The organism is Diaphorobacter sp. C33 (assembly GCF_030503915.1).
Taxonomy (GTDB): domain Bacteria; phylum Pseudomonadota; class Gammaproteobacteria; order Burkholderiales; family Burkholderiaceae_C; genus Diaphorobacter; species Diaphorobacter nitroreducens.
This window is the reverse complement of record NZ_CP129980.1, coordinates 1,200,130-1,219,842: the sequence shown is the minus strand read 5'-3', so window position 1 is coordinate 1,219,842 and position 19,713 is coordinate 1,200,130. Positions and strand designations below refer to the sequence as shown.

Annotated in this window: 17 protein-coding genes and 1 tRNA gene; 8 read left to right on the top strand and 10 right to left on the bottom strand. The window is 65.7% G+C overall.

Features of this window, described 5'->3' with window-relative positions; genetic code table 11:
• Window positions 1–35: 35 nt before the first annotated feature.
• Window positions 36–626: a hypothetical protein gene (locus QY917_RS05840; RefSeq protein ID WP_011805219.1), complete on the bottom strand. Its 591-nt coding sequence runs from the start codon at window positions 624–626 to the stop codon at window positions 36–38.
• 712 nt (window positions 627–1,338) lie between these two features.
• On the opposite strand from QY917_RS05840, the gene QY917_RS05835 reads away from it, so the two are divergent.
• Both QY917_RS05835 and QY917_RS05830 read left to right on the top strand, forming a co-directional pair.
• Entirely contained in the window at window positions 1,339–2,052 is a 714-nt protein-coding gene (locus tag QY917_RS05835; RefSeq protein WP_162844542.1) for a response regulator transcription factor, read from the top strand.
• Between the two features lie 123 nt (window positions 2,053–2,175).
• Window positions 2,176–2,949 (top strand): sensor histidine kinase, encoded by a 774-nt coding sequence (locus QY917_RS05830; RefSeq protein ID WP_287740697.1) that lies wholly within the window; start codon window positions 2,176–2,178, stop codon window positions 2,947–2,949.
• Between the two features lie 91 nt (window positions 2,950–3,040).
• Here the strand turns inward: QY917_RS05830 and QY917_RS05825 are convergent, their stop codons facing one another.
• On the bottom strand, window positions 3,041–5,326 hold the full coding sequence (locus QY917_RS05825) for an AsmA family protein (protein WP_123675821.1): 2,286 nt from the start codon (window positions 5,324–5,326) through the stop codon (window positions 3,041–3,043).
• A 241-nt stretch (window positions 5,327–5,567) separates the two neighbouring features.
• On the opposite strand from QY917_RS05825, the gene QY917_RS05820 reads away from it, so the two are divergent.
• From QY917_RS05820 to QY917_RS05805, 4 genes are all read left to right on the top strand, one after another.
• A complete protein-coding gene (locus tag QY917_RS05820) occupies window positions 5,568–5,798 on the top strand; it encodes a hypothetical protein (RefSeq protein ID WP_041839010.1) in 231 nt (76 codons plus the stop codon).
• Window positions 5,799–5,815: 17 nt separating this feature from the next.
• Window positions 5,816–6,079, top strand: coding sequence for a hypothetical protein (locus QY917_RS05815; RefSeq protein ID WP_123675823.1), 264 nt, complete (start codon window positions 5,816–5,818; stop codon window positions 6,077–6,079).
• 122 nt (window positions 6,080–6,201) lie between these two features.
• The gene (locus QY917_RS05810) at window positions 6,202–7,116 is read left to right on the top strand and encodes a pseudouridine synthase (protein WP_123675824.1); all 915 of its coding nucleotides are present in this window, start codon (window positions 6,202–6,204) and stop codon (window positions 7,114–7,116) included.
• A 196-nt stretch (window positions 7,117–7,312) separates the two neighbouring features.
• Window positions 7,313–8,442 (top strand): IS3 family transposase gene (locus QY917_RS05805; RefSeq protein ID WP_085945346.1). Its coding sequence is split into 2 segments (ribosomal slippage): window positions 7,313–7,574 and window positions 7,574–8,442, totalling 1,131 coding nucleotides; the frame shifts between segments, so codons are not numbered across the junction.
• 239 nt (window positions 8,443–8,681) lie between these two features.
• Here the strand turns inward: QY917_RS05805 and QY917_RS17345 are convergent.
• From QY917_RS17345 to QY917_RS05795, 3 genes are all read right to left on the bottom strand, one after another.
• Window positions 8,682–8,891: an AlpA family transcriptional regulator gene (locus QY917_RS17345; protein ID WP_162844571.1), complete on the bottom strand. Its 210-nt coding sequence runs from the start codon at window positions 8,889–8,891 to the stop codon at window positions 8,682–8,684.
• A gap of 443 nt (window positions 8,892–9,334) precedes the next feature.
• Window positions 9,335–9,408 (bottom strand) — tRNA-Gly (locus QY917_RS05800).
• A 167-nt stretch (window positions 9,409–9,575) separates the two neighbouring features.
• Entirely contained in the window at window positions 9,576–11,066 is a 1,491-nt protein-coding gene (locus QY917_RS05795; protein ID WP_123676743.1) for an NAD-dependent succinate-semialdehyde dehydrogenase, read from the bottom strand.
• A 144-nt stretch (window positions 11,067–11,210) separates the two neighbouring features.
• On the opposite strand from QY917_RS05795, the gene alaS reads away from it, so the two are divergent.
• Window positions 11,211–13,835 carry an alanine--tRNA ligase gene (gene alaS, locus QY917_RS05790; protein WP_088886796.1) on the top strand — a complete coding sequence of 875 codons (2,625 nt, stop codon included), beginning with the start codon at window positions 11,211–11,213 and terminating at the stop codon, window positions 13,833–13,835.
• A gap of 147 nt (window positions 13,836–13,982) precedes the next feature.
• Here alaS and QY917_RS05785 read toward each other — a convergent pair whose 3' ends face one another.
• The 5 genes from QY917_RS05785 to QY917_RS05765 form a co-directional block, all read right to left on the bottom strand.
• The gene (locus tag QY917_RS05785; RefSeq protein ID WP_123676742.1) at window positions 13,983–14,987 is read right to left on the bottom strand and encodes a GGDEF domain-containing protein; all 1,005 of its coding nucleotides are present in this window, start codon (window positions 14,985–14,987) and stop codon (window positions 13,983–13,985) included.
• Between the two features lie 20 nt (window positions 14,988–15,007).
• On the bottom strand, window positions 15,008–15,790 hold the full coding sequence (gene trmB / locus QY917_RS05780) for a tRNA (guanosine(46)-N7)-methyltransferase TrmB (RefSeq protein WP_187306020.1): 783 nt from the start codon (window positions 15,788–15,790) through the stop codon (window positions 15,008–15,010).
• Entirely contained in the window at window positions 15,760–16,731 is a 972-nt protein-coding gene (gene gluQRS / locus QY917_RS05775; RefSeq protein WP_123676741.1) for a tRNA glutamyl-Q(34) synthetase GluQRS, read from the bottom strand. Before gluQRS ends, trmB begins: the two co-directional genes overlap by 31 nt.
• Entirely contained in the window at window positions 16,728–17,831 is a 1,104-nt protein-coding gene (locus QY917_RS05770) for an NAD(P)/FAD-dependent oxidoreductase (protein ID WP_088886793.1), read from the bottom strand. Before QY917_RS05770 ends, gluQRS begins: the two co-directional genes overlap by 4 nt.
• Before the next feature lie 96 nt (window positions 17,832–17,927).
• A complete protein-coding gene (locus QY917_RS05765) occupies window positions 17,928–18,866 on the bottom strand; it encodes a LysR family transcriptional regulator (protein WP_015913314.1) in 939 nt (312 codons plus the stop codon).
• Window positions 18,867–18,983: 117 nt separating this feature from the next.
• Between QY917_RS05765 and QY917_RS05760 the strand changes: the two genes are divergently transcribed.
• Window positions 18,984–19,685, top strand: a complete 702-nt coding sequence (locus QY917_RS05760) for a pirin family protein (RefSeq protein ID WP_123676740.1) — start codon at window positions 18,984–18,986, stop codon at window positions 19,683–19,685.
• The last annotated feature ends 28 nt before the right edge of the window (window positions 19,686–19,713 follow it).

Genomic DNA, 19,713 nt, shown 5'->3' with positions numbered 1-19,713 from the left:
GCGCCAGGCCTTCAGTAGGCCCGGCGCTCGCGGACTCACCAGTTGGGGCGATAGCAGTTGCCGCCGGGGCAGGGATCCTCGGCGCAAGCGTCATTGGAGGAGATGTTCTGCACCGCGAACGAGTGCGAGCCCTTGGCCTGGTTGACTGCGCTGCCACCGATGAAATTGGCCGTCTGGGTGGAAGCTGCCGCTACCACCACATGCCCGTAGTTGGAGGCGACGTTCTGGGTGGCGTGTGCATCGCTGCCGTCAGCCAGGTTGCTCAGCACGGCACCCAGGCTGTTCACCGTCTGGTTGGAAGCAGCGCGAATTTCCACCTTGCCGTTGTTGCTGGCGAGGTTCTGGCGGGCAAGGGCGTCGTCACCCTTGGCTTCGTTGGTCACGGCACCCAGGCCCAAATTGGCGGTCTGTGTAGACGAGCCCCCAGCAAAGACCTGCACGGGGCCGGCGTTGGAGGCAATGTTTTGCAATGCCTCGTTGTGTGCGCCGGACGTATTGGAGATGGCGGTGCCGACCGAGTTGGTCATTTGCACGGACGGCCCATTCAGGGTGATGGTGCTGGGCGGTTGCACTGCCATGGCAGCAGTCGCGACGGCACTCAACGCAAAAAATGCAAGAACTTTCATGACTGTCTCTCCTATAACGTGTCAAAAAGACCGCGCCCTCCGGTGGCTTGGGTTATGACCGGTGTCACGGCTACATCGACAAGAAGAAAGACCGCGCCCGACCCGAGGAGGAATGCCGGAGGCCGCCCGTCTTTTTGTCTGGCTCCAGTTTCCGCAGGGGGGCCTCCGGCATCCATCTCCCATCGCGGGTAGCCGAAGAAGGGGGCGCTCTGAAAGCAGTGGAAATGCGTGCGTCAGAGAGGAAAGAGGACCAAGAGAGGCGCTGAAAAGGACCGGCGCAGGGGTGTTTCTCAGGTAGTGTCATTCGGTAACAACCGAATCGCTGCGGATGGGATGTGTTTATTGCCAGTGAGGGCCGGACCGGGCGGGACTGCAAAAAAGGCTAGCACGCCCTGCATATTCTTTCGCAGGGAAAATTTCCCATTAATGTGCTTGAGCGAGGTTTATCCCTTATCTGCGTTAGTTTCAAAATGTGAGTCAGGTAACTCACGAAGAAATTACGAATATCTCCGGATGTTTCGGTGTAATTTGTTTTCCTGTGAGGAAAGCACCCAAAGCGTTGGGATGATCTTTCCGTGGTTACGGTGTGCAAACGCTGAGGGGCCGCCAACAGGCGCCCCCGTCTGGAGACTTCTTTATGCTGCCCGTCAACGATCCTCCTGGTGCAATGGCCGCTCCGCGGGGGACGTCTGTCACCCCAGGCCAATTCGCCATGCACCAGAATCCGCCCTCCATCTGGCCGGACTTTCTGGCGGGGCAACTGGAAAAGCCCGTGCGCGTTTTGCTGGTGGATGACGATGCGCACATGCGGCGCGTCATCGCGCAAGAGCTGATGAGCGACCAGCGTACGCTGCTGGTAGCGCAGGCCACCAGCGTGCGCGAGGGCCGCAAGGCCATCAAGCAGCATGAGTTCGATGTGATGCTCGTGGACCTGAACCTCGGTGATGGCGAGGGCTTCATGTTGATCGACTACATGAAGTCGGTGCGCCCCACGGCCGAGGCCATCGTCATCTCCATCATGCAGAACGATGAGCAGGTGCTGCATGCCTTCGAGCTGGGTGCCACGGGCTATCTCGTCAAGAACTCATGGTTCGGCAGCTATCCCCAGGCGGTACTGCAGGTGGCCAACGGCGGTGCTTCCATCACCCCCAACCTTGCGCGTCGCCTGCTGCAGCGGTTTGACCCGAGCGGCGCCGCCGCCCCGCACGCCCAGCGGCGCGTGGAGCAGGAAACCGAGCGCCTGTCCCAGCGCGAGAAAGAAGTGCTGCGCATGGTGGCCAGCGGTTACACCAGCGCCGAGATCGGCAACCGGCTGTTCATCAGCAGCCTGACCGTGAACACGCACATCAAGAACATCTACCGCAAGCTGCAGGTGCGCACGCGGGCGCAGGCCGTGCGCTTCGCGTCACTGCGCGGGCTGTTCTGAAAGAAGAGCCGCCTGGGCGCAAAAACGTCCGTCGCACCTGCTGCAGGGATGAGGGAGATTTCCATGTTTCGCACCCGTCCGCCGGCCTTTGCAATCGCCTGCGTTGCTGTCTGGTTGCTTGCCATGTCCGTTGATACCCTGCTGCTGGCCTCTGCGGAGCAACTGAGTCTGCAGGCGCAGTTGCGCTGGAAGCTGCTGGGCCTGGGGGCTCTGGTAGTGCTGGGCATCTTGCTGATCGTGCAGTTGCCGCGCGCACTGCAGTGGCGCCCACGGCGCAGCATCCGGCCCAGCCCTGACGTGAAGCGCGAGCGCGAACGCATCGCGCGCAACCTCCACGACCAGGTGGGGTCCCAACTTGTCAACGCGATCGCCCTGGTGGACGAGCGAGACCCCGAACACGGGACGCTGATGCAGTCGCTGGAGTTGTGCCTGCTGGACCTGCGCCTGTTGGTGGATTCGATGGACGGCGAGGACGATTCCCTGGCGGACCGGCTCGCGCGGCTGCGCCACCGCATCCAGCCTGCGCTGGACCGGCGCGGCATCGCGCTGCACTGGGAGATTGCGCCACACGATGAACTGGCCCTGCCAGGAGGAAAGGTGGCGCGGGAGATAGCCGCCATCGTCCAGGAAGCCGTGAGCAATGTGCTGCAGCATGCGGACGCCACGGCGCTCGTGATCCGCCTGCACTCCGTGCAAACGCTGCAGGGCAGGGCATGGCAGTTGCAGGTGGCAGACAACGGCGCAGGGCTGCCGAGCGGCGAGCCCGCGTGCCACAGTCTGGGACGCGGCATTGACAGCATGCGCTCGCGTGCGGCGGCGGTGGCGGGCTGGCTGGAGCTGCTGCCGCAAGAAGGCCGTGGTCTGTGTGTGCAACTCACGGTTCCGGCCGTGCAGTGAGCACGACCAGTGCGTGCCCCCAGGCCGCACACCCAGAAAACTATTAAAACAATAGCTGTTAGCGCTGTATTGGCGAGCCTTGTGGGCTGCTTTAACGTTGAGCGCGCGAGGCGGGCTTGGCCGGCGCAGATGCCGGTGCCGCGCCGGCCTTGGCCAAAAGTGCAGCGCAGTGCGCGTCGTCCTCGGCGGCGGGCACGGTAATCGGCAGCAGCGCCAGCGCCGCGGGCGCCGTGAGGGCGGCAGCCACCGCCGCCCCCGCGCGCAGCAGCAGCGGCCCGGGTTCTACCCCCACCTGCGGATCTGCGAAGGTGCCGCGCACATACAACGGCGTGCGCAGCGAAAAGAATTTCCACTTCAGCGAATCGGGCGTGATGCGCAGGTTGAGCAGTTCGTCGCCGAGGTCCACCGTGCCCTTGGCTTCGACGATGGCCTCCTCGGTGTTGAGCTTGACGGTGCGCGTGCTGGCCACCCCACCTTGTACGTCCAGGTTGGCCACGGCGCAGCGCAGCTTGACCTCCTTGTCGTCGCCGAACAGTTTGGAGACGATGACGCTGCCCAGGTTGAGCGCCGCCAGATCCAGCAATTCCTTGCTCAGCGTGCCGTCGCGGATGTACAGCCGCATTTCGCCCCCACTGGTGCTCAGCATGCGCGCCACCGATTGCCCCTGGCCGGTCAGCGCCAGAGCGCCGTCCAGCCGCCCCAGGCTCTTTTGCATGCGCTCCACCTTGGGAAAGAGAGCCGACAGCTGCAGGCCCTGGACTGAGCCCTGCAACTGCACCTGCAGCGGATCGGTGCGGCTGTCCAGCAGCACGTTGGAGTCGATGCGACCGTGGGCCACGCCAAAGCGCAGCGGTGTCAGGCGCAGCTGGCGGTCTTCCAGCACCGCGCGCACGCTCAGGTTGTCCAGCGGCAGGCTGTCGGGGCGCACCACCTTCTGCCCGGCAAATGCCAGGTCCAGATCCATGGCGCCCCAGCGGTCGGTGGCGAAGCGGGCATCGGGCAGCACCTTGCCGGGGCGGCGCGAGGTGCCTTTCTCCTGTGCGCGCACGCCGCTGGGCGCGCCCAGGACCGGGCCCAGATCCGCCAGGCGCAGTTGCTTGGACGTCATATGGCCCTGCAGCTTGGGACGGGGCTCGCCGCCTGTGTAGGTCAGGCTGCCGTGCAGGTCGCTGCTGCCCACGGTGCCGTTGAAGTCGCGGTATTCCCACACCGCTTTGGCCGGTGCCAGGTTGCCGAGCAGGCGCCCCTCGACCTGGAACGGCGGCGTGTTGGGCAGCACCAGGCCGGTCAGTTCATACAGGTCCGCCATGCTGGGCGCCTTCACGAACACCTGCAGATCCATGCCCGAAAGCTTGGCGGGATTGTTGAGCACGCCTTCCACCCGCGTCTGCACGCTGCCCGAGCGTGCGGAAAAGCGCAGCGGATACCGCGCGGCCTGCTGGCGCAGCGACAGCACCGGTCCTGCCAATCCTTCTCCGGCGATGCGCGCCTTGCGGTAGGTGCCCTGCAGCGCGATCTTCATGCCGTACTTGCCTTCGGCCTGCGGTGCACCAGTGGGCAGGGTGTCGATGCGGGCACGCAGCGCCAAATCCTTCAGGCCATCGGCATAGCCCAACCAGCCGCCGCGCACGACGAGCTGGTTCAAGCGCAGATCCCAAGGGTTGTCCTCAGCAGTGCTTTCTCGGGCATGGGAGCGCGTGAAGGTCCAGTTGTTGCGCCCGTCCTGCCGGCGCGCCAGCACGATGTCGGGCGCCGTCAGTACGACCGTGTCCAGCAGCAGCGTGCGGGACAGCAGCGGCAACAGGCGCAATGTGGCGCTGGCGCTGGCGATGGTGCCCATGCCCGTGGGCGGGCGTGCCGGAGCATTCGCTTGGGTATCCCCCGCCTCCAGCGCGACGGCGCGCGCGGCGTCGGACGCCGCCGAACCCGCAGACGCAGGCGCTGCTGCCGCCGTGCGCGCGTCGGCATCACCTGCGGGTGCGGCTGGCTCGGGGCGCGGGGGAAGGGCGGGCAGTTGGTCCGTGCCCTTGACCGGCGCTTCCGGCACCTCAAAGCCCTCCGGGTTGCTCAGGGAGAGCTGCTGGGCACGCACGGTCACACCGGGTACCCAACGGCGCCAGCCTTCTTCCAGCGGTTGGGGCCAGTGCCACTCCGCCGACAAATCGCCATCAATGGAGAAGGTGCGCCCCGTGGCCTCGCTCACCTTGTCGTTCACCCAGGGTTTGGCGCGGTTCCAGTCCCAATTCACCAGCACCACGATGAACAGCGCCAGGGCCGCCACCACTGCGCCTAACGTGCCCAGCGTCCATCGCAGCACCCGCTGGCGCGTGGAACGGCGGGGGAGGGAGGCGGCGGTGGGCGTGTTCTCAGGGGGCATGGCAAAGGCGCCGCAAGCTGGCCAAACGGGTGTGCCTTGCCTCAGGGCGCGGAGTGGTGTTTGAAGCCATGCTAGTGCGAACATCCTCGCGCTGGGCCGTGCGTACGGCGATTGCCGGGCTTGTCCTACAGCCCACCCATAGGACGGCGCCGGGGCGTGCATGCGCCTTTGGCCTACGTTGAACCACAGCTGTTGCTTCAAGAATGGCGCCATTGCATTCACTTACACCGAGGCGCTCCTCATGCAAACGACCGACGCACTCACCCAGGAAACGATCTTCGGCGTGGCCGACAGCGTGACCTATTCCGGCATGCTGTGCCTGGCGCCGGATGGCCGCCGCTACTTTTACGCCCATGCCCAGGTGGATGGACGCACGCTGCCCCTGCCGCATGACCACTGGACCTCGCGCGATGCCGCGGTGCGCGGCCTGGCGGCCATCGCATCGGGCGAGAGCAAGCCCGCGGTCGCATGACACCGGAGCCCCCCGCGATGGATGCAACGCCTACGCTGCCCCAGGTCCTGGAAGAGGGTTATCGCGGCTTCCTGATCCGCATTCCTATTCCTGAGGCCACGCACGTCGCTGCCGGCACGCCGGTCCAGGTCAGCGTGGCGGCCATCTCGCAACACGCGATAGCCCATATGGACGCCATACGCTGGGCGCCCGTGGAAGGATCGGAGGGAGACCTGCACACACTCGCACGGATCAAGCAAGCCATCGACGAGGCGTTGGACGGCGTGGATCGCGCGTCGTGAGCGTCGGTTTGCAACCCAAGACAAAATAGCCTCTAGCGCTTTACCATCAAGCGCTGATAGCTATCAAAAAAATAGTATTGTTGCATGGAGCGGGAGCCTGGGGCCCCTACAATCGCGGCCCCATGCACAACAGCCACGATCCCCGGGTCCTGCCCATGCGCGACGGCGTCAACCCCAGTTGCGTGGTTCTGCCCTCGGCGGGGCAGGGGCTTCTGGTGGACTTCCTCGCGCAGCGCTTGCCCGCCGTGTCGCGCGAGGACTGGCTGCGCCGCCTGCGCGCGAACGAAGTGGTGGACGAGTTCGGCGCGGCCGCCACGGAGCGCAGCGCGTTCACGCCGGGCGTACGCTACTACTACTATCGCGAACTGCCGCCCGAGCCCGAGCTGCCGTTCCACGAAACCGTGCTCTACCAGGATGCGCACATCCTTGTGGCCGACAAACCCCACTTTCTGCCCGTGGTGCCCGCGGGCCGCTACCTGCAGCAAACCCTGCTGGTGCGCTTGAAGCGCCGGCTGGGCCTGAGCGAGTTGTCCCCCGTGCACCGCATCGACCGCGACACGGCAGGCCTGGTGCTGTTTTCCGTGCAGCGGGCAACGCGCGGCACCTATCAGGCCCTTTTTCGCGACAGACGGGTGCACAAGGTCTATGAGGCCGTTGCACCGTGGCGTGCCGACCTGCCGCTGCCGTGCATCCATGAAAGCCGGCTGGAGGAAAGCGGCCATTTTTTTCGCATGCACGAAGTGCCCGGCACGCCCAACGCGCGCACGCACATCGACGTGTTGGAGGTTGCGGCACCCTGGGCGCGCTACCGGCTGCAGCCCATCACCGGAAAGCGCCACCAATTGCGCGTACACATGGCCGCGCTGGGCCTGCCGCTGCGCGGCGATGCGTTCTACCCGGAGGTGAACGACCCGCCGGAAGGGGACTATTCCAACCCGCTGCAACTGCTGGCGCGCACGCTTGCCTTTACCGATCCCCTCAGCGGAGAGACGCGGCAGTTTGACAGCCGGCTGAAACTGCGCCCGCTGACGGATTAGCGTGTGGGAAAGTGGGGGAGGGGAGAGCAGCCGGAAGGCCGCGTTGCAGCACGCCTTGCCGGAATGCTGGAGCGGGCGATGGGAATCGAATCCGTCCGAGATGGGATTACCCCATCCATTTTGCGTGCGCAATTGACCTGCAACCCGCCACCCGTACCAAGGCAATAGAGAATCCGCGCAACCGAGAGGAAGCGCGATGCGCAAGAGCAGGTACACGGACGAACAGATCATTGGGTTCATCAAGCAGGCCGACGCTGGCATGAGCGTTGCGGACCTGTGCCGCCGAGAGGGTTTCAGCTCGGCCACGTTCTACAAGTGGCGAGCCAAGTTCGGCGGCATGGAAGCCAGCGACGCCAAACGGCTGCGCGACCTCGAAGCCGAGAACAACCGGCTCAAGAAGCTACTGGCCGAAGCGGTGTTGGACAACGAGGCGCTGAAGGTGGCCTTCGGCGTAAAGCGCTGAGCCCACCGGCGAAGCGACGCGCGGTGGGCAAGATGTTGGAAGAGACCTCGATCAGTGAACGGCGCGCCTGCGCTTTGGTGGGACTGTCGCGCGACAGCTGGCGGCACCCGCCCCAGCGCGCACAGCACGACCAGGCCACGAGTCAGCGCATCGTCGAGCTCGCGCACGAGCGGCGTCGCTTCGGCTACCGGCGCATTGCGGACCTGCTGCGGGCTGAAGGCACGAAGGTCAACGACAAACGCGTCTATAGGCTCTACAGGCTGGCTGAGCTGTCGGTGCGCAAGCGCCGCGGCAAGCAGCGCCTGAAGCTCGAACGCGTGCCGCTGCACCAATGCCAGAGCGTCAACGAGGTCTGGAGCATGGATTTCGTCAGCGACAGCTTGGCCAGTGGCCGGCGCATCAAGTGCCTGACCATCACCGATGACTTCAGCCACGAGTGCGTGGATATCGCCGTCGACCACGGCATCGGCGGCGAGTACGTAGTGCGCGTGCTGGAGCAGGTGGCGCGGTTTCGCGGTTACCCGCAGGCCGTGCGCACAGACCAGGGGCCCGAATTCACCAGCCGAGCCTTCATGGCGTGGGCGCAGGCCAGGGGCGTGCGCCATATCCTCAACCAGCCCGGCAAGCCCACGCAGAATGCCTACATCGAGAGCTTCAACGGCAAGTTCCGCGACGAGTGTCTGAACGAGCACTGGTTCCAGAGCCTGAAACAGGCCCGTGCCGAGATTGCGCGCTGGCGGGCTGACTACAACGAGATCAGACCGCACAGCAGCTGCGGCCGGATTCCCCCAGCAAAGTTCGCAGCGCGACATCGACAATCAACTGGCGGCGCCGTAACGGCGCCGCTTCAAACCCAGGAGTAATCTCCTTTAACCAGCGGATTTTCTCAAAACGACTGGTACGGGTATTGGGGGCAGGTCACCTGTCCGCCACAAAAGCCCACAACCTGCCGCAGCAGAGCAGTTGATCCCTTTGATAGCCAGTCCGCACACTTTGCACAGTGGGCAGGGCCAAGAAAGTTATTGAGCTACCCTATAGAAGCCCTATTCCCCCAAAGGGGGAATAGGGCTTCTTCATGATGTGTTGTATCGGAAATACCGTTTCAACCGACAGACTGATGACTGGCCGAACTCATCTTGTTCTGCAGCCACTCTTCCACGGTCACGTCGTCATACCTGATGGCACCCCCAATCCGGACGCAGGGTGGAAGGTCATTGGAGCCTTGGGCACGCAGCCGTTCGATTGTTGATACTGACAGCCCGAGCCGCTTGGCAAGCCAGCTTGTTGGGCGAAGAAATCGGAATTGCGTCATGTTGTCCTCCTGATGGCAGGGAGTAGTCCCTAACGGGATGTTGCGGACATCAGGGGCAACGTCTGGCGTGGGTCGGCCGCAAGGCATTCGCTGGGACCAAGCAGCAGAAGCCATCTATTTGACTTAAGGGCAATCTACCGTCGCTAAAGGCTGGCGATCCGTGGCTTTTTCGATGCTATTTGCGACATCTTCGCGCCACCTCTCCTGAAATGCACCTCAGAATTTGCCCAAAAAAGTGGCAGTCAGAAACGCAGGAGACGGGGTTTGACGGGGTTAAGCCCACTGGACCCGGCAAGACCGTCAATGCAGCCCTTCGCAGGCGACTATGACTAACGTTGATTTACGCTGATCCAGCTGCGACCAGAAATCGACCAGACAGCAAAAAGGCCAACCGGTGTGGTTGGCCTAAGTGCTTGGAAACACTAGAGGTTTCCAAAAGTTCATGGAGCGGGCGATGGGAATCGAACCCACGTCTTGAGCTTGGGAAGCTCAGGTCCTACCATTGAACGACGCCCGCAAAGTCGGTGGATTCTAGCGCACTGCCGCGTGCTTTCCGGGCAACCGTGCGATCTGCGCCGGCCGACGACCAGCCTGTCCTGCCGGTACATAGGTTCGTGGGCATTTCTGGCCATCGGACAATAGGAGCAAGCGCTGGCAGCTATAAAAAAAGAAGCAAAGTGCTCTCTACTTCTGGATATCGCCCACGCAGAGGTATTTGATCTCCACATAGTCGTCCATGCCGTAGTGGGAGCCCTCGCGCCCCAGGCCCGACTGCTTGACGCCGCCGAAGGGCACATGCTCGGTCGCGAGAATGCCGACGTTCACACCCACCATGCCATATTCAAGCGCCTCGCCCACTCGGAAGATGCGGCCCACGTCGCGGCTGTAGAAGTAGCTGGCCAGGCCAAACTCGGTGGCGTTGGCGGCAGCGATGGCTTCCTGCTCGGTCTCGAACCTGAAGACCGGCGCCAGCGGGCCAAAGGTTTCCTCGCGCGCGCACAGCATTCCAGCGGTGGCGTTGGCCAGCACCGTGGGCTCAAAGAACTGGCCCGCGCCCAGTTCCGCCAGGTGCTTTCCGCCCGTCACGACGCTGGCGCCCTTGGCGACGGCGTCATCCAGGTGGCGCTGCACCTTGTCCACCGCGGCGGGTTCGATCAACGGGCCCTGGTTCACGCCGTCCTCGAAGCCATTGCCGACCTTCGCGGTTTTTACGCGGGCGGCAAACTTGGCGACGAAGGCGTCGTACACCCCCGCCTGCACATAGAAGCGGTTGGTGCACACGCAGGTCTGCCCGGCATTGCGGTATTTGCTGGCAAAGGCGCCTTCCACGGCGGAATCGAGGTCGGCATCGTCGAACACGATGAACGGCGCATTGCCGCCCAGCTCCAGGCTCAGCTTCTTCACCGTGGGCGCGCACTGGGCCATGAGGATGCGCCCGACCTCCGTCGAGCCGGTGAACGACAGGTGGCGCACGACGTCGCTTGCGCACAGCACCTTGCCGATGGCGATGGAGTTCTCCGCATCGGCCGTCAGCACGCTCAGCACGCCGGGGGGAATGCCCGCGCGCAACGCCAGCTCGGCAGCGGCGAGGGCGGTGAGGGGCGTGAGCTCGGCCGGCTTGATGACCACCGGACAGCCCGCCGCGAGCGCCGGCGCTACCTTGCGCGTGATCATCGCCAAGGGGAAGTTCCACGGCGTGATCGCCGCACACACGCCGATGGGCTGCTTGAGCACCAACAAGCGGCGGTTGTTGTCGAACTGCGGCAGGGTCTCGCCGTTCACGCGCTTGGCCTCCTCGGCAAACCACTCGACGAAGCTGGCGCCATAGGCCACCTCGCCCTTGGCCTCGGGCAAGGGCTTGCCTTGTTCCGCCGTCATGAGCCGGCCCAGGTCGTCCTGGTGCTGCATGAGCAGGTCAAACCACTGGCGCAGGATGGTGCTGCGCTCCTTGGCGGTCTTGGCCTTCCATGCGGGCCACGCTTCGTTGGCGGCGGCGATAGCCAGCTCGGCTTCCTTGGCCCCCAGGTTGGCCACATCGGCCAACTTCAGGCCGGTGGCCGGGTCGTGCACGGCAAAGCGTGCGCCGCCTGCGAACCACTGGCCTCCCAGTAGGGCGTCAGTCTTGAGCAGACTCGGATCCTTGAGCAGGGAAAGGGGTGATGTCTTCATGTCCATGGGGTGGCTCCTGGAAGGCCGCGGCGGGCAGGGCAAAGGGGCAGGATAGCGCCGTGTGCACGCAAGGGTGAAATCTATAATGGCGGGTTGGTCACGACGGGATGCCTTGCGCTGCCATACCCGCCCACGAACCCCATACACACCATGAGCACACCCACTTTCTCCGTTGCAGACATTCGCAAGACCTTCCTGGACTTCTTCGCCGCCAAGGGGCATACCGTGGTGGCGTCCAGTCCGCTGGTGCCGGGCAACGACCCCACGCTGATGTTCACCAACTCGGGCATGGTGCAGTTCAAGGATGTGTTCCTGGGTACGGACAAGCGCCCCTATGTGCGCGCCACATCGGTGCAGACCTGCCTGCGCGCCGGCGGCAAGCACAACGATCTGGAGAACGTGGGCTACACCGCGCGCCACCACACGTTCTTCGAGATGCTGGGCAACTGGAGCTTTGGCGACTACTTCAAGCGCGAGTCGCTCAAGTGGGCCTGGGAGCTGCTGACCGAGGTCTACAAGCTGCCTCCCGAGCGCTTGCTGGCCACGGTCTACGCCGAGGACGACGAGGCCTACGACATCTGGACCAAAGAAATCGGCCTGCCGCCCGAGCGTGTGATCCGCATCGGCGACAACAAGGGCGGCCGCTACAAGAGCGACAACTTCTGGATGATGGCCGACACCGGCCCCTGCGGCCCGTGCTCGGAAATCTTCTACGACCACGGCGAGCACATTGCCGGCGGCCCCCCGGGCAGCCCGGATGAGGACGGCGACCGCTTCATCGAAATCTGGAACAACGTGTTCATGCAGTTCGACATGGACGAGCAAGGCAACGTCAAGCCGCTGCCCGCGCCCTGCGTGGACACCGGCATGGGCCTGGAGCGCCTGGCCGCCATCCTGCAGCACGTGCACAGCAACTACGAGATCGACCTGTTCGACGCGCTGATCAAGGCCGCGGCGCGCGAAACAGGCACAAGCGACCTGACCAACCCGTCGCTCAAGGTCATCGCCGACCATATTCGCGCCACCGCCTTCCTGGTCGCCGACGGTGTCATCCCCAGCAACGAGGGCCGCGGCTACGTGCAGCGCCGCATCGTGCGCCGCGCCATTCGTCACGGCTACAAGCTGGGTCGTAAGACGCCGTTCTTCCACAAGCTGGTGCAAGACCTGGTGCAACAGATGGGCGATGCCTACCCCAAAATCCGCGAGCAACAGGCGCGCATCACGGACGTGCTGCGGGTGGAAGAGGAACGCTTCTTCGAGACCCTGGCGCACGGCATGGAGATTCTGGACAGCGCTTTGGCTGGCGGTGCCAAGACGCTGCCGGGCGACGTGGCGTTCAAGCTGCACGACACCTATGGCTTCCCGCTGGACCTGACGAATGACGTGTGCCGCGAACGGGGCGTCAACGTGGACGAAGCGGGCTTTGCCACCGCCATGGAACACCAGAAGAGCACTGCCCGCGCCGCAGGCAAGTTCAAGATGGACCGCGCGCTGGAATACACCGGCGCGGCCAACCAGTTCACGGGCTACGAGCAACTGGCCGAAAGTGCCAAGATCGTCGCGCTGTACGTGGACGGCACCAGCACCGCGGCCCTGCACGCGGGCCAGAGCGGCGTGGTGGTGCTGGACCGCACGCCGTTCTATGCCGAAAGCGGCGGCCAGGTGGGCGACCAAGGCACCATCGGCGCTGGCTCGGCGTGCTTCACCGTGGCCGACACGCAGAAAATCAAAGCCGACGTCTACGGCCACCACGGCACCTTGGAAGCCGGCACGCTGAATGTGGGCGACACGGTGCAGGCGCAGGTGGACCTGCAACTGCGCGCGGCCACCATGCGCAACCACTCGGTCACCCACCTCATGCACAAGGCGTTGCGCGAGGTGCTAGGCGACCATGTGCAGCAAAAGGGCAGCCTGGTGAACGCCGAGCGCACGCGCTTTGACTTCGCGCACAACGCGCCGCTGACGGCCGCGCAGATTCGCGAGATCGAACGCCTGGTGAATGCCGAAGTGCTGGCCAATACCGACACCAACGCGCGCCTGATGGACATCGAAAGCGCGCAAAAAACGGGCGCCATGATGTTGTTCGGCGAGAAGTACGGCGAGAGCGTGCGTGTGCTGGACATCGGCACCAGCCGCGAGCTGTGCGGCGGCACGCACGTGCGCCGCACGGGCGACATCGGCCTGTTCAAGGTGGTGGCTGAGGGCGGCGTGGCCGCGGGCGTGCGCCGCATCGAGGCGGTGACCGGCGAGAACGCGCTGGCCTACCTGCAGTCGCTGGAGTCCACGGTGGACCAGGCTGCAGCCGCCCTGAAGGCGCCCCCTGCGGAGCTGACCGCCCGCATTGGCGGTGCGCTCGATCAGATCAAGACGCTCGAGAAGGAACTGGCTGCACTCAAGGGCAAGCTGGCTTCCAGCCAGGGCGACGAGCTGGCCGGCCAGGCCGTGGACGTCAAGGGCCTCAAGGTGCTGGCGGCCCGGCTGGAAGGCGCGGACGCCAAGACCCTGCGCGAGACCATGGACAAGCTCAAGGACAAGCTCAAGACGGCGGCCATCGTGCTGGCGGCCGTCGATGGCGACAAGGTGCAGCTGGCGGCCGGCGTGACGGCCGATAGCATCGGCCGTGTCAAGGCCGGGGATCTGGTGAACTTCGTGGCGGCCCAGGTGGGTGGCAAAGGCGGCGGCAAACCCGACATGGCCATGGCCGGCGGCACCAACGCGGCGGCGCTGCCGCAGGCGCTGGCAGCCGTGCAGGGCTGGGTGGGCGAGCGCATTTGACGACGGCCTGGGCCCCCAGACGGGGGCCCGGCGCACATGCGGACATGGTGCACCCGCGTGGGCGGTGGTGGCCTGCGCCGCGGTCGCACCGGACCCAGGGGGCTAGGCAAAAGACGGCAGGCGCAGCGCCGTCTGCCGGCAAATGAGCTAGAACAGCTCCACTTCGTCGTGCGCCACCTTGATCTGCAAGGCGCCACTGTTGACCAGATCTTCATAGAAGCAGACCTGGTTGCGTCCATGTTCCTTGGCATAGTAGAGCGCCTGGTCCGCGCGCCCCAGGATCTCCACCGGCGAGCCCTGTTGCGTGGCCGCGAAGCCGATGCTCACGGTGATGTGTCCGATCTGCGGGAACACATGCGTCTGCACGGCCGCGCGCAACCGCTCCAGCGCCTGGCGCGCCTGCGCCAGCGTGAGGGAACGCAGCAGCACCACGAACTCCTCTCCGCCGAAGCGGAAGATGCTGTCCTGGCTCTGGAACTGGGTGCGCAGGCGGTTGGCCACCAGGATCAGCACCTCATCGCCATAGAGGTGTCCAAAGCGGTCATTGACCGACTTGAAATGGTCGATGTCGATCACCGCCAGCCATTGGCGCACGGCGTCTTCGCCCTCGCCTGGGCTGGCGGGTGCGCCGGTCTGTCGTGAGAACTGCTCCTCGAAGGTCTTGCGGTTCAGCAGCCCGGTGAGCGCGTCCCGCTCGCTGTAATCCAGCAGGCTCTGGTAGTTTTGGTAGACCAGGAACACGCCCATGATCACGTCGCGCTGGTGCCGCGTGAAGCGGCGGGACTGGGTGATTTCCAGGCACGCCGTGGGGCGCCCGCCCAGCCACATGGGCAGCCAGAGCGTGTGGCGCTGCTCGGAGGCACGCGCGGCGCTCTCGCCCTGGGTGGCGATGCAGTGGGCCAGTTCAGGCTCTTGCGCCAGCGGAATGCGCTGGGGATCCGAAGCAGCGTCGTACTCACTGGAGACTAACTGCCCTTCGTGGCTCCAGCTGCGCGGGCGCAGCATCAGGACTTCGTCCTGCGTGAACAGCTCCAGCGCCCGCACGTGCACGATATGGCCCAGCTTGAGCAGCGTGGACAGCACCGAGACCTCCAGGCGCAAGTGGTCCCGGTGGGCGGTCATTTCGGCCAGGTTCTGGAGGATGGGCTTCATCGGGAAACGGGAATAGACGCTCAGCGGCGCGTGAACACCAGGTCCCACACGCCATGGCCGAGCCGCATGCCGCGGTTCTCGAACTTGGTCAGGGGGCGATAGTCCGGCTGCGGAGCATAGCCCTCGGCGGTGTTGGACAGCAAGGGTTCGGCCGACAACACCTCCAGCATCTGCTCCGCATACGGTTGCCAGTCGGTCGCACAGTGGATGTAGCCCCCCGGCTTCAGGCGTGCCGCCAGCTGCGCCACCAGCGGCGGCTGGATCAGGCGGCGCTTGTTGTGGCGCTTCTTGTGCCAGGGGTCGGGAAAGAAGATATGCACGCCGTCGAGCGATCCGGGCGCCAGCATGTGCTCCAGCACCTCGACGGCGTCGTGCTGCAGGATGCGGATGTTGTGGATGTCCTGCTCGCCGATGCGCTTGAGCAGCGCGCCCACACCGGGTTCATGCACCTCGCAGCACAGAAAGTTGTCTTGCGGGCGCACGCGCGCGATGTGAGCCGTGGCCTCGCCCATGCCGAAGCCGATCTCCAGCACCAGCGGCGCGCTGCGGCCGAAGGCCGCAGTGGCGTCCAGCAGGGCGGGCGCATAGTCCAGCACGTAGCGCGGGCCCAGCTCTTCCAGCGCCTTGGCCTGGCCGGTGGTGGTGCGGCCGGCGCGGCGCACATAGCTTTTGATGCCCTTGGGATGGGCGACGTCTGCCGGGGCGCTGCCTGCGGCACCGGGCATGGGGGAGGCCGCGGGGGCCTGCGGGTCTTGCGAAGAAAGCGTTTGAGTCACAGCGGCGAATTGTAGGTTCCAGGCCATGCCTTGACCCAGAATGCGAGCGCATCGGCGATGCCTGTTATGCCTGTAGGTGACGGCAATCCCAGTACCTGGGCTGCATTTGTCAAAGCCTGCAGCGGCTGGCTGTCGTCGATGGGGGGAGCGCCATGTTGTTTGGAGAGCTTCTCGCCATCCGCCGCACGTACCAGGGGTGTATGCAGGTATTGCGGCGTGGGCACGCCCAATGCGGACTGCAGCAGGATCTGGCGCGGCGTGTTGTCGGCCAGGTCTTCGCCGCGTACCACATGGGTGACGCCCTGGTCGGCGTCGTCGACCACGACCGCAAGCTGGTAGGCCCACAGGCCATCTGCACGCCGCAGCACGAAGTCGCCCACCTGCCGCGCCACATCTTGAAACTGCGGGCCCAGGCGCCGATCGGTCCAGGAGACGCCGGAACTTGCTATTGAATAAATAGCTGGTTGCGCTTGCTGGATGGGCGCTGGAGGCATTTTTGATTGATACCTCTGGGTATGGAAGCGCCAGGCGCGCGGCGTGCGTCCACCCAGGCCGTGGCGGCAGGTGCCAGGGTAGGGGCGTTCCACATGGCGTTCATGCACCAGGCCCTGCGCCTGCAAGGCGGCTTCGATGTCGCGGCGCGTGCATGCGCATGGGTAGGCCAGGCCGGCGTGGAGCAGCCCATCCAGCGCCTGCTGGTAGCGGGGGCCGCGGGTGGATTGGTACAGCGGCTGCTCGTCGGGCAGCAGGCCGCAGCGGGCCAGCTGCGCCAGAATGCGCTCGTCGGCGCCGGGCACGCAGCGCGGCGGGTCCACGTCTTCGATGCGCACCAGCCAGCGCCCGCCGCGTCCTCCAAGGGCCGCGCGCGCGTCCAGCCAGCTGGCCAGGGCGGCGACGAGCGAGCCCGCGTGCAGCGGGCCGGTCGGGGAGGGGGCAAAGCGGCCGACGTAGCCCGCGGCCGCTGTCATGCAGCGGTGAGCGCGAGCTCCAGGCCCGAGACGAAAGCGTCTTCCAGCCGGTGCCCCAGGCACCAATCGCCGCAAACGCCCAGGCCCAGGGAGGCGTCCCACAGAAAGCTCTGGCCCAAGGGCTTTTGCGTCTGCGCGTGGCGCCAGCGCCGCATCTCGGCATGCGTGGGCGTGGCGCGTATGCCGGTGACTTCGGCAAACGCCTTGATGAGCTTGGCCTGCACGCGGGGGGCCTCGTCGTTCAGGTGCTCCAGCGACCAGGCGGGACTGGCCTGCACCGTCCAACGCTCGATCTGTGTCCGGCCGGGCTTGCTGGACTCACGGGCCAGCCAGGCAATGCGGTGGTGCGTACTGCGTGCAGCGTTCCACTGCGGACCGAGCGTGGTCAGCCCGGGGCGCACGGCCTGCGCAAAGGCGAGCATCAAGGTCCAGCAGGGCGCGATGTCCACGCCGGCCAGGGCGTCGTCCCACGGCGTGGAAACGCCGGACTGCTGCAGCAGCGCCCGCGACAGCGGTGCGGGCTGGGCCAGTACCACGCCATCGAAACCCGCATACACCTGCGATCCCCCATCCAGCGTCTCGGTGCGCAGCTGCCAGGCCGTGGGTCGCATGGCGTCGCGCTCGATGTGCGTGACGGCCGTGCGCGTGTGCAGGTGCCCTTCACGCGCCAGTGGTGCGGCCCAGGCCTGGACCAGCGCATCCATCGCGGGGGCGGCCACCCAGTGCGCTTCACCGGGCGGTGGCGCGGCGGTGGCGACGCGCCCGGCAGCGTCCAGCACGCGGATGGTGGTGGCACTCCATGCGCGGCACAGGCCGGAAACGGTGTCCAGCGCCCGCTGAAAGCGTGCGTCGCGTACCGTGAAGTACTGCGCGCCCGAATCAAAACTGCCAAAGGGCGACGCCAGCGCCGCCGTGCGCCCGCCGGGCTGCGGCGCCTTCTCGAAGACGGTGACCATGTGGCCCGCCTGGGCCAGTGTGCGGGCGCAGGCCACGCCGGCCATGCCGGCACCCACCACGGCAAAGCGCCGCGCGGCGCCCAGGGGCGCGACCTGCTGGCCTTGTTTCAGTCGATCGCTGGAGCGGGAGGAAAAGCGGGTCATGGCAGGCCTTCGATGACGTCGGAAATGGGCTGGTGCAGAGCTGGTAATTAGCGCAGCGCTAGTGTTGACTCTACACGCGCCGCGCGGCCCACGCATTCAGAACTGGTGGTGGTTTTCCAGCAGCGCACGGCGTGTGGCGTCACTTTGCAGTTGCGACAGCCACCACTGCAGCGCGCGGCCTGGCGCAGCGTGCCCGGGGCCACCCCATTGGTAGCTCAGACGCACGTTGCGCGCGGGGCGCGCCACCTGCCGCTCGACCAGATGGCCGGCTTCGAGGTACGGACGCACCATGGGCTCGGGCAGAAAGCCCCCGCCCAGGCCGCGCAACTGTGCGTGGATCTTGGCGCGCATGTTGTCCACGGTGAGGACGTCCTGCCCCGCGAGGATGCCCATGGTCACGTTGCTGCGCCGTGCCGAGTCGGCCACGGCGATCGCGCGGTGTTCGCGCAGCGTGGTGTCGCTGATGGGCTCGGGCACCTTGGCCAGTGGGTGGTGGGGCGCCACGACGAAGATGAAGCGCACCTCGCCCAGCGGGGCGGATTGCAGCCCGGCGACGTTGGAGGCACCCACGGCCACGCCGATGGCCAGGTCTGCTTGGCCCGACGTCAGCGCTTCGGCCGTGCCGCCGAGGATGCCGTCGCGCCACTTCACGCGCGTGGGTGGACCGAGGGCGTAGAACGCCTCCACCAGCTCCAGCATGGTGGTGGGCGAGATGACGCCGTCCACCGACAGCGTGAGCTGTGGCTCCCAGCCCGTGGCCACGCGGCGCACGCGGTTGGCGATGGCGTCCACGTCCTCCAGCAAGCGCTTGCCTTCGCGCAGCAGCTCCATGCCGGCATCGGTGGGCCGTGCGTGGCGGGCGCTGCGGTCGAACAGCAGCACGTCCAGCGCATCCTCGATCTGGCGCACACGGTAGGTCAGTGCGCTGGGCACCACGCCGAGCTGGCGTGCCGCCGCGGCAAAGCTGCCCGTCTCCGCAATGCTCTGCAGCATGGCCAAGTTTTCAGGGGTCAGGGCATCGCGGGTGTTTTGCATGATCGATGGCCTCTTCATTCAATGAGTTTGAATGATGCCTTCAAGCCCGCTGTCCCTGCAAGGGCGCTGCGCCACCTACAGTTCTCTCCAACGCAACGCATTTCCAGGAGCAACCCCATGCTGACCCTTCGCAAATCGCAAGATCGCGGCCACGCAGACCACGGCTGGCTCCATTCGTACCACAGCTTCTCGTTCGCGGGCTACTACGACCCGCGCCACATGGGCTGGGGCAACCTGCGCGTCATCAACGAGGACCGCATCGCGCCGGGCACGGGCTTCGGCACCCATGGCCACCGCGACATGGAGATCATCAGCTACGTGCTGCCTGGCGAACTGGCGCACCAGGACAGCATGGGCAACGTCAAAGGCATTCCGCCCGGCGACGTGCAGCGCATGAGCGCCGGCACGGGCGTGATGCACAGCGAGTTCAACCACGCCGAGGGCCAGCAGACGCACTTTCTGCAGATCTGGATCGAGCCCAATGTGCGCGGCATCGCGCCGAGCTATGAGCAAAAGCGCTTTTCCGATGCCGACAAGCGCGGCCAGTTGCGTCGCGTGGCCTCGCCCGACGGCGCGCAAGGCTCGGTCACGATCCATGCCGACGCCACGCTGTACGCGGGCCTGTTCGACGGTGCTGAGGCGGCGCAACTGCCCATTGCCGCAGGGCGCAAAGCCTACGTTCACCTGATCCGCGGTACGCTGCAGGTCAACGGACAGCATCTGAGCGGGGGCGACGCGGCCCTGCTGGATAACGAAAGCAGCGTGACCCTGTCCGGGGGAAGCGATGCCGAAGTTCTGGTTTTTGATCTCGCCGCGTGAAGTCTGCCCATCCACTTCAACCCTAGGA

Coding starts and splice junctions, on each gene's coding strand:
- QY917_RS05840 (WP_011805219.1), bottom strand. CDS start 626: ATGAAAGTTCTTGCATTTTTTGCGTTGAGTGCCGTCGCGACTGCTGCC.
- QY917_RS05835 (WP_162844542.1), top strand. CDS start 1,339: ATGCACCAGAATCCGCCCTCCATCTGGCCGGACTTTCTGGCGGGGCAA.
- QY917_RS05795 (WP_123676743.1), bottom strand. CDS start 11,066: ATGGACATGAAGACATCACCCCTTTCCCTGCTCAAGGATCCGAGTCTG.
- QY917_RS17345 (WP_162844571.1), bottom strand. CDS start 8,891: ATGACGCAATTCCGATTTCTTCGCCCAACAAGCTGGCTTGCCAAGCGG.
- QY917_RS05765 (WP_015913314.1), bottom strand. CDS start 18,866: ATGCAAAACACCCGCGATGCCCTGACCCCTGAAAACTTGGCCATGCTG.
- QY917_RS05770 (WP_088886793.1), bottom strand. CDS start 17,831: ATGACCCGCTTTTCCTCCCGCTCCAGCGATCGACTGAAACAAGGCCAG.
- QY917_RS05825 (WP_123675821.1), bottom strand. CDS start 5,326: ATGCCCCCTGAGAACACGCCCACCGCCGCCTCCCTCCCCCGCCGTTCC.
- QY917_RS05785 (WP_123676742.1), bottom strand. CDS start 14,987: ATGAAGCCCATCCTCCAGAACCTGGCCGAAATGACCGCCCACCGGGAC.
- QY917_RS05820 (WP_041839010.1), top strand. CDS start 5,568: ATGCAAACGACCGACGCACTCACCCAGGAAACGATCTTCGGCGTGGCC.
- QY917_RS05810 (WP_123675824.1), top strand. CDS start 6,202: ATGCACAACAGCCACGATCCCCGGGTCCTGCCCATGCGCGACGGCGTC.
- QY917_RS05815 (WP_123675823.1), top strand. CDS start 5,816: ATGGATGCAACGCCTACGCTGCCCCAGGTCCTGGAAGAGGGTTATCGC.
- gluQRS (WP_123676741.1), bottom strand. CDS start 16,731: ATGACAGCGGCCGCGGGCTACGTCGGCCGCTTTGCCCCCTCCCCGACC.
- alaS (WP_088886796.1), top strand. CDS start 11,211: ATGAGCACACCCACTTTCTCCGTTGCAGACATTCGCAAGACCTTCCTG.
- QY917_RS05830 (WP_287740697.1), top strand. CDS start 2,176: ATGTCCGTTGATACCCTGCTGCTGGCCTCTGCGGAGCAACTGAGTCTG.
- trmB (WP_187306020.1), bottom strand. CDS start 15,790: ATGGCCTGGAACCTACAATTCGCCGCTGTGACTCAAACGCTTTCTTCG.
- QY917_RS05760 (WP_123676740.1), top strand. CDS start 18,984: ATGCTGACCCTTCGCAAATCGCAAGATCGCGGCCACGCAGACCACGGC.